Annotated in this window: 20 protein-coding genes and 4 pseudogenes; 6 read left to right on the top strand and 18 right to left on the bottom strand. The window is 59.0% G+C overall.

Annotated elements, in window-relative coordinates; translation table 11 throughout:
• Positions 1–274 precede the first annotated feature (274 nt).
• Positions 275–466 (top strand): hypothetical protein, encoded by a 192-nt coding sequence (locus tag ACPFMJ_RS07165; protein WP_424363135.1) that lies wholly within the window; start codon positions 275–277, stop codon positions 464–466.
• Between the two features lie 185 nt (positions 467–651).
• Positions 652–1038: pseudogene (locus ACPFMJ_RS07170) on the top strand (conjugal transfer protein TrbE); the annotation flags it as partial.
• A 160-nt stretch (positions 1039–1198) separates the two neighbouring features.
• Here ACPFMJ_RS07170 and ACPFMJ_RS07175 read toward each other — a convergent pair.
• The 4 genes from ACPFMJ_RS07175 to ACPFMJ_RS07190 form a co-directional block, all read right to left on the bottom strand.
• Positions 1199–1606: a VOC family protein gene (locus tag ACPFMJ_RS07175; RefSeq protein WP_424363136.1), complete on the bottom strand. Its 408-nt coding sequence runs from the start codon at positions 1604–1606 to the stop codon at positions 1199–1201.
• 43 nt (positions 1607–1649) lie between these two features.
• Positions 1650–2069, bottom strand: coding sequence for a DoxX family protein (locus ACPFMJ_RS07180; RefSeq protein ID WP_424363137.1), 420 nt, complete (start codon positions 2067–2069; stop codon positions 1650–1652).
• A 113-nt stretch (positions 2070–2182) separates the two neighbouring features.
• Complete coding sequence (locus ACPFMJ_RS07185; protein WP_424363138.1) at positions 2183–2416, bottom strand: DUF4287 domain-containing protein; 234 nt, start codon at positions 2414–2416, stop codon at positions 2183–2185.
• Between the two features lie 33 nt (positions 2417–2449).
• Entirely contained in the window at positions 2450–3145 is a 696-nt protein-coding gene (locus ACPFMJ_RS07190) for a helix-turn-helix domain-containing protein (RefSeq protein WP_424363139.1), read from the bottom strand.
• Positions 3146–3356: 211 nt separating this feature from the next.
• Between ACPFMJ_RS07190 and ACPFMJ_RS07195 the strand changes: the two genes are divergently transcribed.
• Both ACPFMJ_RS07195 and ACPFMJ_RS07200 read left to right on the top strand, forming a co-directional pair.
• Complete coding sequence (locus tag ACPFMJ_RS07195) at positions 3357–3770, top strand: hypothetical protein (RefSeq protein ID WP_424363140.1); 414 nt, start codon at positions 3357–3359, stop codon at positions 3768–3770.
• A gap of 216 nt (positions 3771–3986) precedes the next feature.
• Positions 3987–4189 (top strand): annotated as a pseudogene (locus ACPFMJ_RS07200) (GDCCVxC domain-containing (seleno)protein); the annotation flags it as partial.
• A 110-nt stretch (positions 4190–4299) separates the two neighbouring features.
• On the opposite strand, the gene ACPFMJ_RS07205 reads toward ACPFMJ_RS07200, so the two are convergent.
• From ACPFMJ_RS07205 to ACPFMJ_RS07220, 4 genes are all read right to left on the bottom strand, one after another.
• Complete coding sequence (locus tag ACPFMJ_RS07205; protein ID WP_424363141.1) at positions 4300–4641, bottom strand: zinc ribbon domain-containing protein YjdM; 342 nt, start codon at positions 4639–4641, stop codon at positions 4300–4302.
• Positions 4642–4988: 347 nt separating this feature from the next.
• Positions 4989–5336, bottom strand: a complete 348-nt coding sequence (locus ACPFMJ_RS07210; RefSeq protein ID WP_424363142.1) for a DUF3768 domain-containing protein — start codon at positions 5334–5336, stop codon at positions 4989–4991.
• Between the two features lie 108 nt (positions 5337–5444).
• On the bottom strand, positions 5445–5786 hold the full coding sequence (locus ACPFMJ_RS07215; RefSeq protein ID WP_424363143.1) for a hypothetical protein: 342 nt from the start codon (positions 5784–5786) through the stop codon (positions 5445–5447).
• 78 nt (positions 5787–5864) lie between these two features.
• Positions 5865–6023: a hypothetical protein gene (locus ACPFMJ_RS07220; protein ID WP_424363144.1), complete on the bottom strand. Its 159-nt coding sequence runs from the start codon at positions 6021–6023 to the stop codon at positions 5865–5867.
• A gap of 172 nt (positions 6024–6195) precedes the next feature.
• On the opposite strand from ACPFMJ_RS07220, the gene ACPFMJ_RS07225 reads away from it, so the two are divergent.
• Complete coding sequence (locus tag ACPFMJ_RS07225) at positions 6196–6651, top strand: cache domain-containing protein (RefSeq protein ID WP_424363145.1); 456 nt, start codon at positions 6196–6198, stop codon at positions 6649–6651.
• A 103-nt stretch (positions 6652–6754) separates the two neighbouring features.
• Here the strand turns inward: ACPFMJ_RS07225 and ACPFMJ_RS07230 are convergent, their stop codons facing one another.
• The 5 genes from ACPFMJ_RS07230 to ACPFMJ_RS07250 all read right to left on the bottom strand — a co-directional run bounded on the left by ACPFMJ_RS07230 (position 6755) and on the right by ACPFMJ_RS07250 (position 10262).
• Positions 6755–7219, bottom strand: coding sequence for a hypothetical protein (locus ACPFMJ_RS07230; protein ID WP_424363146.1), 465 nt, complete (start codon positions 7217–7219; stop codon positions 6755–6757).
• Positions 7220–7454: 235 nt separating this feature from the next.
• A complete protein-coding gene (locus ACPFMJ_RS07235; RefSeq protein ID WP_424363147.1) occupies positions 7455–7766 on the bottom strand; it encodes a hypothetical protein in 312 nt (103 codons plus the stop codon).
• A 173-nt stretch (positions 7767–7939) separates the two neighbouring features.
• A complete protein-coding gene (locus tag ACPFMJ_RS07240) occupies positions 7940–8749 on the bottom strand; it encodes a hypothetical protein (RefSeq protein WP_424363148.1) in 810 nt (269 codons plus the stop codon).
• Between the two features lie 163 nt (positions 8750–8912).
• Positions 8913–9731, bottom strand: coding sequence for a hypothetical protein (locus ACPFMJ_RS07245; protein ID WP_424363149.1), 819 nt, complete (start codon positions 9729–9731; stop codon positions 8913–8915).
• Between the two features lie 252 nt (positions 9732–9983).
• A complete protein-coding gene (locus tag ACPFMJ_RS07250; protein WP_424363150.1) occupies positions 9984–10262 on the bottom strand; it encodes a helix-turn-helix transcriptional regulator in 279 nt (92 codons plus the stop codon).
• 213 nt (positions 10263–10475) lie between these two features.
• Between ACPFMJ_RS07250 and ACPFMJ_RS07255 the strand changes: the two genes are divergently transcribed.
• Entirely contained in the window at positions 10476–10772 is a 297-nt protein-coding gene (locus ACPFMJ_RS07255; RefSeq protein WP_424363151.1) for a hypothetical protein, read from the top strand.
• A 1-nt stretch (position 10773) separates the two neighbouring features.
• Here ACPFMJ_RS07255 and ACPFMJ_RS07260 read toward each other — a convergent pair whose 3' ends face one another.
• The 5 genes and pseudogenes from ACPFMJ_RS07260 to ACPFMJ_RS07280 form a co-directional block, all read right to left on the bottom strand.
• Positions 10774–11349: a hypothetical protein gene (locus tag ACPFMJ_RS07260; RefSeq protein ID WP_424363152.1), complete on the bottom strand. Its 576-nt coding sequence runs from the start codon at positions 11347–11349 to the stop codon at positions 10774–10776.
• Between the two features lie 220 nt (positions 11350–11569).
• On the bottom strand, positions 11570–12001 hold the full coding sequence (locus ACPFMJ_RS07265) for a tyrosine-type recombinase/integrase (RefSeq protein WP_424363808.1): 432 nt from the start codon (positions 11999–12001) through the stop codon (positions 11570–11572).
• A gap of 55 nt (positions 12002–12056) precedes the next feature.
• A pseudogene (locus ACPFMJ_RS07270) lies at positions 12057–12284 on the bottom strand (arsenical pump-driving ATPase); the annotation flags it as partial.
• A 51-nt stretch (positions 12285–12335) separates the two neighbouring features.
• A pseudogene (locus ACPFMJ_RS07275) lies at positions 12336–12425 on the bottom strand (ArsC/Spx/MgsR family protein); the annotation flags it as partial.
• Between the two features lie 208 nt (positions 12426–12633).
• The gene (locus ACPFMJ_RS07280) at positions 12634–14559 is read right to left on the bottom strand and encodes a nitric oxide reductase activation protein NorD (RefSeq protein ID WP_424363153.1); all 1926 of its coding nucleotides are present in this window, start codon (positions 14557–14559) and stop codon (positions 12634–12636) included.
• Positions 14560–14562: the final 3 nt, after the last annotated feature.

The following is a 14562-nucleotide window of genomic DNA, read 5'->3' on the forward strand; positions in this document are numbered from 1 at the left end:
AAGGATTCGCTTAGACTTCGCTTCGCCAGCAATCGCGCAATTTTGAATTGGGTAGATGGTTGTCCACATCACCAATCGGACAGCAAGGCGTTACGACCGCTTTTTGGCGCAAAGCAGAAGGCGCACGGTCGGTCTCATTTCCCTAGTGCGCTATGAGCGAATTCGAAGAACAGATCGGCATTGTAATTTACTACTTATAGTCACCCTTGCGCATATTAAATGCAATTCTCATATCGGTTCTACGATCTCAAACAGGAAAGGCACACAAGCCACTATGAGCGATAAATCCACCGACAAGCGTCTCAAATATGGTTTCGGCGAATTCAACCGGGGCGATGCGTGGCGTTACTACAATGTTCCGCTGGCGCGTATCCGCAGCGCCGCCCAAATGTTTGGCCAACGCCACGGCATGACGTTCCGGGTCCGGCAGAGCGCAAAAGCGGTGCTGGTGGAGCGGTTGGCGTAAAGACGTCCAGCCTTAGGGACCGCCAAAAAGCCCGGACCGTGCGTTCGGGCTTTTCGTTTTGTGCGCTTACGATAGACAAGTCTCCTGAGACAGAGCGCGATGAAGGTCTGCGAATGGCGCGATGCGACACCCTACGGGACGGTCCACGTAAAGCCTCTTCCGGACGATATGAGAATGACCGCACGACGGGCGCGGGCAAATCCGTGCTGCTCGCGCTCATGGCCTAGCAGTTCCGGCGCTACGAGCGCTCCCAGGTCTTCGCCTTCGACCTCGGTGGTTCGATCCGGGCCGCCGCGCTCGCCAAGGGCGGTGACTGGCACGACCTCGGCGGCGTGACGGACGGCGCAGATAATTCCGTTTCGCTCCAGCCGCTCGCCCGTATCCACGGCAGCTACGAACGCGCCTGGGCGGCCGGCTGGATCGTCGCGATCCTGACGCGCGAGGGCGTGCCCGTTACCCCGGAGGTGAAGGAGCATATCTGGACCGGGCTGATCTCGCTCGCCTCAGCCCCGATCGAGGAACGCACCATCACCGGCTTTGCGATCCTGCTCCAGTCGAACGACATCAAGCAGGGCACCGCATTGCTTCGCCAATCCCGGGACGGACGTGCTCGAAATGATGGACATTCACGCCAGCGACCGTTTCGCGACGACCTGGCTGGAAGGTTGACGCCTTCGGCGGCCCGCACGGCGCGATGTCCTCAGGCAGGCCGCTTCTCGCCTATAGAAGCCCTCAACCGCCTGTGAACTGAAACATCCATGCGTGGCCGAATTTGTCGACCAAATCGCCATACATGCCAAACGGCTGCTGGCTGAGCGGCTGCTTGACCGTCCCGCCGGCCGCCATCCTGGCGAAAACGGTTTCAATCTCCTCCTGGCTTTCGCAGACGACGCAGGTCGTCACGTTGTTGCCTGCCGAAACGCCATTCGGGCCGGCCATATCGGAGCCCATCACCGTGGCCGCGCCCGTGTTCAGCGCCGCATGCAGGATGAGGTCTTTCATCGCGGCCGGCATGGCTGGTTCCATCGGCGATCCCGCGATGGTGTTGAGCGTCAGTTCTCCGCCGAGACAGTCCTTGTAGAAAATCATGGCCGCGCGGCAATTGCCGTTGAATTTCAGATAGGGACTGATCTGTTTCATGAGATTCTCCTTGTCGTTTGGCGCGATCGTCGGCGCCGATTGGTCAACGGCTTGCGGTAGCGAGGGGGATCAGTGCGCGAATGCGGTCGTCGCGCAGGTAGAGCCCGCCCCACACGAAGAGGCCGAGATAGACGCCGAACAAAAGATGGGAGAAGAGCGGGGTTCCGGCCCGCAACTGGGTGACGACCGCGCCGCCGAGATACGCGGTCAAAAGAATGGCGCCGAGCACCGAGGTGCGGCGGTAGGCATAAAGCGCGGTACAGACGAGCAGCAGGCTACCAAGCCCCCTCGCGAAACCATCGCCTGTCGGGAAGCCGTATTCCAGCATCGAATCCGTTACCGCCTGGATCGGAACGAGCTTGATGCCGCCATCGAAGATCATGAACGCGATGGCAAGCCCACTCAGGACGTAGCCGGCGATACGGGACTTGCCACCCGTTGTCGGAATTACATCGTCGGACATACAGATTCTCCCATCTCGTCGCTATTTCTTGTTCAACCTAACGGGTCGATGCTGCTCGTTCTTCTGATCGTCGCGATCGGCAGGCTGGCGCGAAATGGATGCCGGGGCTGCCCTCATTGCTTGGCTCCCTCCTGCTTCGATCCTTTCAAAAGGGCGACGATCGCCATGGCATGGCCGTGACCAAGGCCGAACTCCTCCTTCAGCGCGGCGACGACGGCGCCTGCTTTCACACCGGGCGCCAGCCCTGTTGTCGTGGAGAAGCCCTTGTCTCGCCCCCATTGCCGGAACTGGCCTGGGTTCTTGCCGGTCTTGGCTTCGATATTGTCGAGATAGGCCTGAAAACTCACGATCTGGCTCCCCTCGCTCCTCGTCATCACCGCTTATGCGCAGGGCAAACGAGTATCCGGTCGGCCAGCCGATGTTTTGTATGAAAACGACAATTGCGGCTGCTCACGCAGGAGCCGCGCCGGCGTCATCCCGATAAAGTGTTTGACCGCGCGAGTGAGGTGCGCTTGATCGAAATAGCCAGCGTCGAAAGTCACATCGAGAACGGAGCTTCCTCCGATCAGCAGGGCTGCGGCATGGCGTGCCCGTTGGATCTGCTGATAGCTGCTGAACGTCATGCCGGTGGCACGGCGGAAGTGCCGCTGGACCGAACGTCGGCTCATCCAGTCGACATCGCCCTCAACAGCCGCGTCGGTCGCATGGCTGCGCGCGATGACGCCGGCGCGCGACAGTCGAGCAACGAAAACCTCAGCGTTATCATAGGTTGGAATCTCCCAGGCCATATCCGCAAGCCAGAAGCGGCTATCGGAAATTACGGGCAAATGAACGTCCTGATGATCAACCAGCGCCGCTGTAGAAATGCGCGGCAGATACGTCCCCAACCGGAAGCGAATGGCGAGCCACTCGCCGTTCGCCGGGCACTCGACGATCGATCCGCGCGAGACCGGACCTCGTAGAGTGACCGCTGAAAAGCCAGGCAACCGGGTTATGACGAGCTCGATGTTCCCCTCGGCCATCGAGAGGAATGGGCCGCCGGTCCTGCTCCGGCTTCGCCAGACCCGCTCGATCAAGGGCGAGTCTGATTCCCGATCGTCAAAATGTAGTACCAAGAGAGTATCCGAAAGCGTGCGTTCTACAGTCTTTGAATGTAGCCAAAACCGCGAAACCTGTCGAAACGAAAAGCTGCGTTTTAAATATTCCAAATTAATGCGTTCGGGGCAGCAACGATCGTTGGCGTTCCGGATGGGATCACCGCTCAGTCTCGACTAGCAAACCATGTTCATGGTGAACGCGCTGCTGCTGATCGTATTCGCAGTCGCATTTGGATTCGCAGCTTCGAGTCACAAGGACAGCCGCTATTGGGCCTCGCTGGTGGCGTCGAAGATTATCTTCGCCATTGCGTTCGTCATCTTATCGCGTCAGATCAACGGAACGCCCGAAGCCCTCCTGCTACCCAACGCTCTTCTGGTGATCGGCCTGGGCTTGCGATGGCAGGCCATCAGGATCTTCTTCGGGCCTCCCTCGTCCTACGCATGGTTCCTGGCGCTGACCTTCGTCATGGTCGGGGCGCTTTTGCTTTCGCCCCTCCTCGGCAAAGGCCTGATTTTTGGCCTGACCAACGCCATCATCGCGGCTCAGATCATCGCGATCATGGCGTCGCTTGGACTGGAGCGGGAGCGGCTTCCATCTCGATGAGGGCTTGTGTTTGCATATGGAGCCATCGCCGCCTCGTCGGCATTGCGCGTCATTCAGGGCTTGCTTCTCGATCGGGGAATGGACAGCCTGCTGCCGGCAGACATCTTCCTGGACCTCACTCTGCGCCTCAATAACCGCGCTGGCGACGGCAAGCTGGGGCTACATCGACCCTTTAATGCTCAAGTTGCTGCGAGGCCGGTGATGTAACTCGTCTCGATGATCAACTGCCCATCATGTGGCCATCAATCGGCTGAGACATGCCGACTGGCTCCTGCCAGTTCTTTTACGAATGCAGGGTCCACGGCGCGTTGCTTAAGCCAAAGGCTGGCGATTGTTGCGTCTTTTGTTCCTATGGCGACGTGCCGTGCCCACCAGTTCAGGAGGCCACCGAGCACGGACGCGCCGAGGGATGTTGCTCAGGCTTGGCCCGTAACAAGCAAGCTCCCTCGAGTCGGACCATAAGAAAGATATGGACACGCCGCGAGTTTGATCCAGAACATGACAAAAGGCGCGCAGCAGCACCAGGCACTCAAGCTTTCCTGACAAACTCCGATTTAAGATACATCGCTCCAATACCATCGATTTTACACGCGATATTGTGACCGTCCACAGCATCGTCGACCAACCGGATGTTCTTGACCTTGGTCCCGCTCTTAACAGTTGAGGAAGATCCTTTAACCTTCAGATCCTTGACTAAGGTGACTGCATCGCCTGTCGCCAGCGGATTGCCATTGGCATCGCGCACACCCACATCTTGCGCTGGACCTTCAAGCGTAGCCGCCGCTTCGCTCCATTCATGCGCGCATTCTGGACAAATCCACAAAGAGCCGTCCTGATAAGCATATTCCGAACCGCATTTTGGACACTTCATCTTTATCGATTTCCTGTGTCTTAGAGGGAGTTAGCGCTCTCCTACCCTATCTGCGGCGGAAACGGAACTGGCACCTCCAGCCGTCGCGTCTAAGCCGTGCGGGAATCTCCGAAACGGCATAGCTTGCCTATTGCGAGCTGAAGCCGTGCTGGCAGCGCCGCTATCGATTGGGGCCACGCCGCGCATCTCACGAATTACGGCAAACCAGAAATGTGCGAACTGGGTGCGTTGTCGGCCTCTGCAAGCGACACATGCGACGTGCTGGCTTCGGCGCTTCGTTTTTGCGACCAGGGAACAAGGGCTGATTATTGGCGACATGCGGCAACCTGACGCCGCCAGCGAGGCGGTTAGTACTCGTCCGCAAACATGATGGTTAGGACCCGCACCGTCTGAGCCGGGTCGGCGGGATCGTGCGAGCCATGCGCCATCTCGGGCGCGAAATAGTCGATTTTCCAGAAGAGCTTCTGGGCCTTGTGCTCAAAGGCTCCAAAGTCGTGCTCTCCATAAGGGTCATTGTCGGGCGTGAAAGCGTCGAAGCTCCTCGCCTTGCGAAGGATCGCCGCTTGGTCCGCCAAAGGCAGGCAGGCGACGCCTGCGGTCATCAGTAGATTGCCCCCGCCGCTTCCCTGACGCCGGAATGCGTCGTTGAGGCGGCGAATGCGATCGGCCTGCGGCTCATCAGCTAGGGTCGGCAAGGCGAGTCTCCCTCGTGGATCGGCCTGCGCGAGCGCGGCCGATTGCCTGTGTCAGGATTCGGGAACGGAGGATGGTGAGGTTGCTTGGCGAATAGCGCACGGCGGGTGTCACCGGCCGATTTGGGTAACTTCCACTCGGACGGTTTTCTCTTCGTCCGAACGCGTCACCAGGTAACGGACAGGGAGGGTAAAGGCCCCCTGACTAGACGAGCCAATGCTGCATTGGCACCAGGACCGATTTCCCATTTCGTTCAGGGTCGTGATTTCCCGCGCTTTGATTTCGCTCCCGAACATTTCGGTGACGAAAGGAAGCGCGCGAAGGCTGTTTTCAACCCGGGCGACGATGATCGGGTGGGTGCAACCGACTCTTTCTCTGCTGAGTGATGCGATCAAAATCGTGAGCAGCAGAACCCCGACGAACGCGAACAGAACTTTCTTGACGACGCCCATCTCAGGCCCTCGATGAAATGTTGTCTTGAGCGGTTGGGAAGGAGGCTCGGGCGCAAACGAAGCGCCCGAGCCACTGGCCTATTTCATGCCGTGCGGCAAAAGCCCGACCTGCGTGATCTTCCGCACAAACAGCGGTTCGTCGGGCCAAGCCAGCCACCTCAGTTTCAGCAGGTCGTCATGGGCCTCGGTGACGACCGCCTCGAACCAGCCTTCGTTCGGGCCGGTCGTCGCGAGCACGAGGCAGCCCGCCCCGATTCACCCCAGCCCTTGGCAGGCTTCGCCTCGGCCGCTTCGGGCAGCCCACCCCCGCCCCCGGCCCTTGAATGGCCCTCAGGCGGGCCTAGGCAGACCGGCTTGAAGGATCTCCCTCATTCGTTAGTTGCCTCCGTGAACGCATCGAGGAGAGACCATGATGTCACGCCCCCTCGCCTCCATAGCTTGTTGTGCAGGATTGACGCTTTTCACAGCCTCTGGCCTGGCCGCTCAATACGGCACCGCAGAGGAAGCAAAGGCGATGCTGCAGGAAGCAGTCGCCGCCTTGAAAACCAACAAGGCGAAAGCGCTGGAGATGTTCAACAAAGGCGAGGGCGGCTTTAGGGATCGCGATCTATATGTTTTTTGCGCAGATGCCTCGAATGGCGCTTTGACGGCTCATCCAACAATGAAGGGCGAGCACCTTCAGGATATCAAGGGTAAGAAAAGGTTCCCGCTTGGCCAAGAGATGATGCAGAAGGCGACAGAGGGGACAATTAGAGAGGTTACCTATTGGTGGCCGCGCCCTGGTGCAGAGACGCCGATGGAGAAGACCTCCTTCTACACAAAAGTGACCGGTCAGATTTGCGGCGTAGGGTACTACAAGGGATGAACGCCTTACTGCTCTGACCCTCGAGAGAAGCCTCAGACGAGGTCCAATGCAGTAGCGCGGCGCTTTGATCATTATCGCCCTCACCTACCCCCGGGTACAGCGCCTAACCGGCGGGGTTGTTTTTGAGGGGCAAGCGGTCGCAATCGGCAAAAGCCGGGCAATACCTGTTCTCGCAGGCCCACCGGTCATCGATGCGATTGCCATTGCAAATGTCCCAGGCCGACGCTGCGCAGAATCCCCAAAGCGCGTGTTGGACGAAGCGCGGAAAGAAGGCCGGGTTCGCCGGGTTGAACTCGCGCGCGTCGATACGCTCGGCCAGTCCCGATATGATCTCTGCGCAGCCGTTCGTCGCATAGCAGGCGGGTCCATAAGCGTGGTCGGAATTGAACCGCCGCAGCACCCCTGTCCGGTGCAGGAAGTTGTGAACGAGCGTGTCGATGGCGATCATGCTGGCGCCAGTGGTCGTCCACCGTTCGCGTTCGGGGTCGCCCACGAGCAGCAGGTCAGCCAGCATCATATTCCATAGCTTCGGCCCGACGCCGTCGATTTGGCGAAGCGGATCGAGCAAGGAAGCGTGCATAAGCGCAGCCCGCCCTGACACGCCGACACCCGGTTCAGCTGCCTCTAGCCGCGCGTCAATCCAACCAACGAAATCACCGTCGCAAACTTCTCGGATGAAAAGGAACAGGCTGTAGGCGGCGATGTTGAGCGCGCCTTTCCTGAGCGGATGCTTCGGTAGCGGGCAAAAAGGCAGAAGGCCCGGCTCGGCGCAGGTTTCGGCGTTCTTCCGATAGCCGCAGGAATCAAACGCCCAGTAGCAGCGTAGGCGATGGCAAATCGGGGGGACGCTTCAAGCTGTCTGCGATTTCGGCAAATCGGACGCCGCCGTTCCGGGCGTCGTAGTTCAAAGCAACCGCGTCGTTGATCCCCTGCAACGAGATCAGGGCTGCAAGCCAGTCGAAGATAGCTTTGGAATCTCGCAGCTTCGCAGCAGCCTGAACGCCTGCTCCGCGCAGACCTGCGGCGATCTCGTCGAGATAACTTCGGGGCGCGAGCCGCAGCGCGGGGCGCGTTACGCATAAGACAAATTGCCAATGATGCTGATCAGCGACCATTTCGAGGCCCGATATTGTTCGAGCCAGCGTGATGGCCCACCAACAATACGGGCCGTCAACCGTCCATAGCGGAGCAATGCAGGAGGTGACGCCTGCACTGCATGTGCTCGCCTACTCCATCGCTCAAAGGCGCCAATATCATCGCTTCGTGCGCAAAGATGCCCGATACGGCCTTAAAAGGTCGTCGGTAATTCTGCGGCAAACAACACTTCCTTCCCCGTCCCAAACAGAAGGTTGTTGAGGTAGTGATCCGACATGACCTTGCACATCCTAACCCGATCACCCGTTCGCATGTCGCGCTTCTTCTGATCGAACCGTTGAATAACTTCGCCGGTCTCCTGATTGACGCTCTCCCGACGAATAAGCCGATATTCCTTCAAAGGAGCCTTACAAATGTAAATTGCTTTCTCCACAGCGCTTGCGGACACGTCCGCCACATGCACAGCCTCTATGCCGGGCACAAATGAAGTGTGCCTGTTCCGCAGAGGTTTAAGCTGCGCGTCCAATTGCTTCCTCGTCCTGTTCCATACGGGAGAATGACTATGCCAGGAAACCATCCGGGCAGGATGGCCCGCGACATTGGCATTAGTATAGAGCGCAGCTTCGACGATGCTCAACGCATCACGGCTCTCAAGGGCACGCTTAGTCCACCGCCGCACTCTTTCTACGTCAAATCCGTTAGCCGCTTCGAGTTCGACCGCGAAATGCGCTGGGGCCACCGACACCATGAAAATTGGCGACTGCTGTGTAGCCGGGTCGAGCAAGTCGGCTGTCTGTTCGAGAACGGTCTTCACTAGCGCGATCCTCGAGTAAGCGTTGTTCGCGTGCATAAAAACAGCTGACCTTCGGTCAAGCTGTTGCTGCGTTTCCATATCGAGCGGCTGGTAGTTTGCTTTGTTGGCCTCCAGATAGAGGCTGATGGCGTCGTTTGCACTCATATGAGCGCGTACGAATGCTTCCAGCGACGTGATGGGGTGGCTCATGTGATATCTCGGCTTGAGGAAAGGGTTGTTTCGGCCTTTCACGCCAAGTCACCGTAGGTGACGGCCTGTGGGGCTTACTCGAGGGGTTTTACGCCCATGTTGAGGTGCTTGTGGGGGGTGAGGTGTATTATAAGCACCCCACCCAGGACAGTTTTGATAGTTCCTACGTTGGCGTCGTGACGAGTTTTGCATCCAAAATTGTGATGCGCGTGGTGTCGCCAACTGCGACGATTTTGACACTAAGGCGAGCAATGGAAGAGGCAGGCAGCGACTTGAATCTCGTCCCTCTCCCTTTCAGGGTAGCTTCAAGGAGAAGGGTCGAGTTTTTATTAGCAACCTCGCCGTGTTTCGCATCGCCTTTGTCCACCTCCTTACTGAGAGAATGCCTCTTTGGCGGTGTAGTTTCCCCCTTGCTCGTAACCTTCTCCTGATGTTTGGCGTGCTTCTGCGCAAGCGCTTCAATACCCCCAGCCTCTTCGATCGCATCAGCAATCTCTGCAGGTAGCACGCCTGTTTTCAGCAAGGGGCCAACTGCGCGGTACCACTTGCTCGCTCTTTTCTCGTTGAGCTTTCCGGGGCCCAATATCCATAAAAAGACGAAGCGCAATGCCTCATCGGGCTTTTTGGGCTTTGGCGTTCTGCTTCGATATTTCCGGATGCCCGAATTACAGAAACGTTCCCAGTGGCGTTCATTTTTCTCAAGGAAGGAAGCCACCGCGCAACCACGAGCAATCCAAGATCTTATAGCGCCACGATAACTTTCGTCACTCTTGCTCACTTCGTGTCTCAGGTCACCCATCACCCTCAACAAATTTGTTTTGACTGTGCTCTCGTTCGGTATCTCCGGTACGGTCGGGGCCGCGACCCGCGTCTGTATACGCATTTTCTCTTTAAGCGATTTTCGATTGGCGACAGTCTTTGGAAGACTGGGCTTCGCCGACTGTCCAGTGGCTTTCTTCTTTTTCGCTTGGGGCTTGATCATGGTGTCAGCCCTCCCCGCCGCTGATTTTGCCGGGATAGCCTCGTCCGACCAGACAGTGGTTTTCGGCCCAAGCTTCACTGGCCCCTGTTCGGCGGCCCTGCGAGAGGTCGGATGTTTTGAGGGGAATGGTGGTTCGCATATGATTTGCCCTGATTGCTAGATTCCTGCAAAGGTTCGCCATCGACCCCTTTCGGGGGCGTTATCGGAACGGTGTTTTGGGGTAGCTTGTTTATTGACCGCGCTTCGCGGTGATCATTCCGCCTTAGACGCGGACTCGCCGGTCGACCGCGACGCGTTGCATTGCTGACTCGCTAACGAAGCGACGAGTGCGCGAATGTCATTAACGTCCCACGCAGTCGAACGCGGGCCGATCTTGACGGGTTTCGGGAAGCGACCTGACCCGACGCCAGCCCACCAAGTCGACTTGCTCACCGGTATAGGCCCGTGCGGTGCCAAAATTTGCTTCAGTTTGACGAACCCGAAAGCGGGCAATCCATCTTCAGGCATCACAGCCTCCTCTTCAGCGACCATGCGGCGAAAATCGCACAAAGGCGGTCTTTGCTTAGAGGCGGGATTGGATCGGCTAGGTCGGGTTCAAACCGACCTACTTATCGGCGGCTTTCAGGTCTCGCTACTAAAGCATTTAGTCTAGCTTAGCTGCTTGTTGACTGCTCTGCGGAGCGATGCCGGAGCGACGAAGCGAATGCGGCACGCGGCGGCGAGTGATCAAGGAGGTCCGACCCCGTGACAATCTCCCTCGAAATTTGTCTGGCAGGCAGCGCCGCAGAGGCGAACTCGATCACGCCGTTTGACGATTTGCGGACCCTCGGTTCGTTAGGTTCCGTCGTCATACAGCTCGTAGTCAGCGATTGCGTCGAGGAGAGCTTGGTCGAATGCTCGCAGCTTTTTATCATCCACTGGAATGCAGTCGATATCGAGCGGCTTGTATTTGTATCCACAGCGCTGGAGGCTCGAAGCAATTTTGTTGTAGTGACTGAAAAACTCAATCATTTCCTCGCGCCGCGCGCTAATTCGCATTAGCTCAGCAAAACGCTCGCTTGGCCGAGGAAAAACATTGCTCATACCCCTCGTTATTTATGAGGTAAATGAATATCGCGCTTTCCTTGAACTGTGACCAGAGAAGCTTCGTTTGAGTGGGCTCGACGTCGACCTTCTTGCAGCGGCGTAGGATGCTTCGCGCCATCGTGCTCCCGCCGCCTCCCTTCGATTTATATTCGCCTAAGGAAAATACATAAGAAAACCATATCACTTGGCTCGCAACTCTGGATGCTTCTTTTGCCTTTGCCATCTCCTGTCCAAAGCACGCGTTGCTCATACCGAATAGCGACTTCGGCCCACACCCTTTCCTGTAGTATTCTATGAGGCGTAACATCCTCTGCGTCGAAGCTTGCCGCTCGGATTGCAATTTTGCAGTTGATCTCTTTTCGCTCAGATCCGACAGCAATGCGATTGCGGCTAGCGCGCGACCAGCCTCTAAAAGCAAAATCTTCTTCGGACCATATATCCAGCACTGAAGCTCCATTAGGGTCAATGCGGCAATATCGGGGTCGGCATTTTCGTCGAGCAATATTGCAGCCGCACTATTTAAGTCGAACATGGATCCCTCTGTAGGAATTTGGACCAATTTTCCATTAACTCACGGCGGCGTTCAAGGAGGTCGCCTCGGCGGTAAGCTGCTTCCACTTTGTTGTTAATGGTGTGCGCCAGCGCCATTTCGCATATTTCTCGCTGAAAATTTGTAGTCTCGGCGGCCCAATCCCTGAATGAGGACCGGAAGCCGTGAACGGTTACTGGTAAATTGAGCCTCCTCAGGGACATCAAGAAGACCATGTTCGACAAAGGCCGGGCATTAGATCGTCCCGGAAAATGAAATCGCTGCCTCCCCCAAGGAGCTTGGCTCGGTCGAGGATCGCCAACGCTCGCTTGCAAAGGGGAACTCGGTGCGCGCGCCCAGCCTTCATCCGGGTTTCCGGGATTGTCCAAAGTCGCTCAGACCTGTCTATCTCTGACCATTTCGTTCCCAAAACCTCGCTCGTTCGTGTGGCGGTCAGAATCAGAAACTCGAAGGCGAGCCGCGCGACCTCTCCCTGCCCCGAATCGTCTTGAAGGCACTGGATGAAGTTTGGAACCTCCGGAAAAGCCATCGCCGAATGGTGAGCGTCGCGGTCTCGCTGTTTTGGCAGCCCCTTTTCAATCCCTTCAACCGGATTGTCGCCAGTGCGATAGCCGGCCGCCTTCGCCCAGTTCAAAACCGTGCCAATCCTCTGCCTCACCCGTCGCGCAGTTTCGGGCTTTTCCAGCCAACTTCTCGCCCGCCTCGCGGATGATGCGGGAGAAGGCCTGATTTCCTCGGTGCAGGGCGAGCGCAAATCCTCATCGAGGAGCGCGCGTCCCCGCGCGTCGAGGCTCGCCCCTCGTCCGCAGCACGCCCTGCCGGTAGCGCTCCGTCCCGGCGTGAGGGTCGATGCGGCTGACCGTCAGATGCGCCATGGAGCCGCGCAGCGTCTCGGCGAGATGCGCGGCGGGGTCGGATGCCCGTGACGACGCCAATCGCCGTCACCTTGTCGCGAATGCCGGGCCCCCGGCTTCAGAAGGGCGGCAGAGGCGCGCGCCTTTCGGCGTCACGACGATCGGCCGGTTGATGAGGATCGGATGCGCGAGCATGAAATCGATCCCCAGAAGGCGTGGAAGCGGCCCGCGCCGTCCTTTGCGGATGTAAAAAGGCAAGGCTCTTGCAACTTCATTCGAGGTGATTTTCCGCGTGCGAAAAGGCTCGCCGCTTCGTGTCAATAGCAGCCTTTCAACGTGGGCGGCTTAGCGCCAAGCGGATAATCGACGCGGCTTGGCGCCTGAACTTCAGCGTCTCTCGGAAACAGTGAGATCAGCTCGCTACGAGCCTTCGATAAATTGCCGGCAACGCCGATGCCAGACGTGTCGCGTCGCCCATAATTGCGTAGCCGCCCCTGCCAAAGATCGCCGGAAAATAGTCCCGCGCCTTCATGTCGACGGTGATACCGAAGACGACGACACCCCCACGATGCGCCTCGAGAACAACCCGCCGCGCATCTTCGACCCCATAGCGACCTTCGTAGTGATCGACATCATTGGGCTTGCCGTCCGTCAGCACCAGCAGAAGGCGGTGCGCGTTCGGCCGCTCCTCGAGACGCATCAGCATATGGCGCATGGCGGCGCCGAGGCGCGTGTAATGCTGCGGCTTCAACGAGGCGACGCGCTTTGCGACACGAGGGCCGAACGCTTCATCGAAATCCTTCACGGCGTCAACGCGCACGTCCCTGCGCGTCTTTGAAGAGAAGGTGAAAATGCCGTGATCGTCGCCGCAGGCCGAAAGGCCATGCGCGAGCGTAAGCACCGCTTCCTTCTCGATATCGAGCACCCGGCGATTGGCGATCCAGCTGTCGGTCGAGAGCGATACATCGACCAGGAAGGCGACCGAAAGATCGCGCGCCGCCCGCCGCCGCGCGCAGTAAATGCGATCGGAACCGGCGCCGCTCGCGCGAAAATCGGCGCGCGCGCGCACCAGCGCTTCAAGATCGAGTTCCGCGCCATCGATCGCCCCGCGTTCGATGACGGGCCGCGGCCTCAGCGCCTCGAATTGGCGGCGCACACGGCTAATGCGCGCCTTCGCGGCGCCGTCGGGCCGCCAGTCTTCGCCCGTTTCGGGCGCAATGCCCGCGATAACGCGGCAATGCGCTTCGTGATAGGCGCGTTTTGCATAATCCCATTCGGGATAGGTGAATTCCCCCGAGAGGGCCGCGCCGCCCGCCTCCGGAGACGGCAGGTCGAGATCGACGCGAAGACGCGTCGAGGGGCGTTTCGAAATGGTCGAGAGGCCGATCTCCTCCGCGCCCTCCAGCGCTTTTTTTGCGCCCGCTTCGTCATCGTCATCGACGGCGCGGTTTATGTTGAGCGCCTCGATCAGCGTGAGCGCCTTTTCGAAGCGATTGAGGATGAGCGAGTCCCGGCGCTGTATCTGATCGTCGGCGCGTCTCCGCGCCTTGCGCACGCGTTCATCGCGCGACTCATCAGCCGCGCCCTGGGGCGCCGGCGCGCTTTCCGGCGTCGCGCTCTCGGCGACGCCATCATCCAGCGCCTCGCCCCATAGCGGCACGGGAAGGAAGGGACGATAATTTGCAGGCGCGGCAGGCAGGGCAAGATCGGCGTCGCCGCAGATGAACGCCCAGTATTTGCCCGGCTCCGTCTGCGCGCCGAGCAGCGCGCACACCGCCTGTTCGACAGCCAACTCTTCCGGCGGCAGGCGGCGCGCCGGACGCATGCGCAAAAGCTGGGCGCAAAGCTGCGCATGCATCGGCGCGAGGCCTGGATTGGCGGCGCGCGCAGCGCCGCTGGCGCGGCGCGCGGCGCGCAGAAACACGAGATCGCGCCGCAGTGGATCGGCGTCATTCGCGGTGAGCGGAAGATGCGAGAAGAAGGCGGCGAGCCAGAAATAGAGCGCGCGGTTGAGCGCGGGATCTTCGAAAGCCTCGATGCGCGCCGGCAGATAAAGCGCATTGCGATCGCGCCGCGCTGCGTCGATCTTTTCTTCACCGAGCGCAAGCTTGAGCCTCTGCGACAACCGATGGCGCGATGTCTGCGCGACCGCCGGCGCCACAGCAAGGCCCGCCGGCCCGCCGAGGCCGCGAAAGTAGACGGAGAGCGGCGCCTTCAGCGAAGCGAGATCGACGCCGGCTTGCGGAAAGCGCGGCATGGAGGCGGCGGCGCCGACAAGGCGATGCCAGGCGCGGCCGATTGTTTCCTCCGGCTCGAACAGATTCAGAAAGCCGGACATGCG

Origin of the sequence: Methylocystis parvus, assembly GCF_049675845.1 — a bacterium.
Classification (GTDB): Bacteria; Pseudomonadota; Alphaproteobacteria; order Rhizobiales; family Beijerinckiaceae; genus Methylocystis; species Methylocystis parvus_A.

What these genes read in the sequence shown, in the direction of transcription:
- ACPFMJ_RS07165 (WP_424363135.1), top strand. Translation starts at nt 275, where the DNA reads ATGAGCGATAAATCCACCGACAAGCGTCTCAAATATGGTTTCGGCGAA.
- ACPFMJ_RS07175 (WP_424363136.1), bottom strand. Translation starts at nt 1,606, where the DNA reads ATGAAACAGATCAGTCCCTATCTGAAATTCAACGGCAATTGCCGCGCG.
- ACPFMJ_RS07180 (WP_424363137.1), bottom strand. Translation starts at nt 2,069, where the DNA reads ATGTCCGACGATGTAATTCCGACAACGGGTGGCAAGTCCCGTATCGCC.
- ACPFMJ_RS07195 (WP_424363140.1), top strand. Translation starts at nt 3,357, where the DNA reads ATGGTGAACGCGCTGCTGCTGATCGTATTCGCAGTCGCATTTGGATTC.
- ACPFMJ_RS07205 (WP_424363141.1), bottom strand. Translation starts at nt 4,641, where the DNA reads ATGAAGTGTCCAAAATGCGGTTCGGAATATGCTTATCAGGACGGCTCT.
- ACPFMJ_RS07215 (WP_424363143.1), bottom strand. Translation starts at nt 5,786, where the DNA reads ATGGGCGTCGTCAAGAAAGTTCTGTTCGCGTTCGTCGGGGTTCTGCTG.
- ACPFMJ_RS07225 (WP_424363145.1), top strand. Translation starts at nt 6,196, where the DNA reads ATGATGTCACGCCCCCTCGCCTCCATAGCTTGTTGTGCAGGATTGACG.
- ACPFMJ_RS07235 (WP_424363147.1), bottom strand. Translation starts at nt 7,766, where the DNA reads ATGGTCGCTGATCAGCATCATTGGCAATTTGTCTTATGCGTAACGCGC.
- ACPFMJ_RS07240 (WP_424363148.1), bottom strand. Translation starts at nt 8,749, where the DNA reads ATGAGCCACCCCATCACGTCGCTGGAAGCATTCGTACGCGCTCATATG.
- ACPFMJ_RS07245 (WP_424363149.1), bottom strand. Translation starts at nt 9,731, where the DNA reads ATGATCAAGCCCCAAGCGAAAAAGAAGAAAGCCACTGGACAGTCGGCG.
- ACPFMJ_RS07250 (WP_424363150.1), bottom strand. Translation starts at nt 10,262, where the DNA reads ATGGTCGCTGAAGAGGAGGCTGTGATGCCTGAAGATGGATTGCCCGCT.
- ACPFMJ_RS07260 (WP_424363152.1), bottom strand. Translation starts at nt 11,349, where the DNA reads ATGTTCGACTTAAATAGTGCGGCTGCAATATTGCTCGACGAAAATGCC.
- ACPFMJ_RS07280 (WP_424363153.1), bottom strand. Translation starts at nt 14,559, where the DNA reads ATGTCCGGCTTTCTGAATCTGTTCGAGCCGGAGGAAACAATCGGCCGC.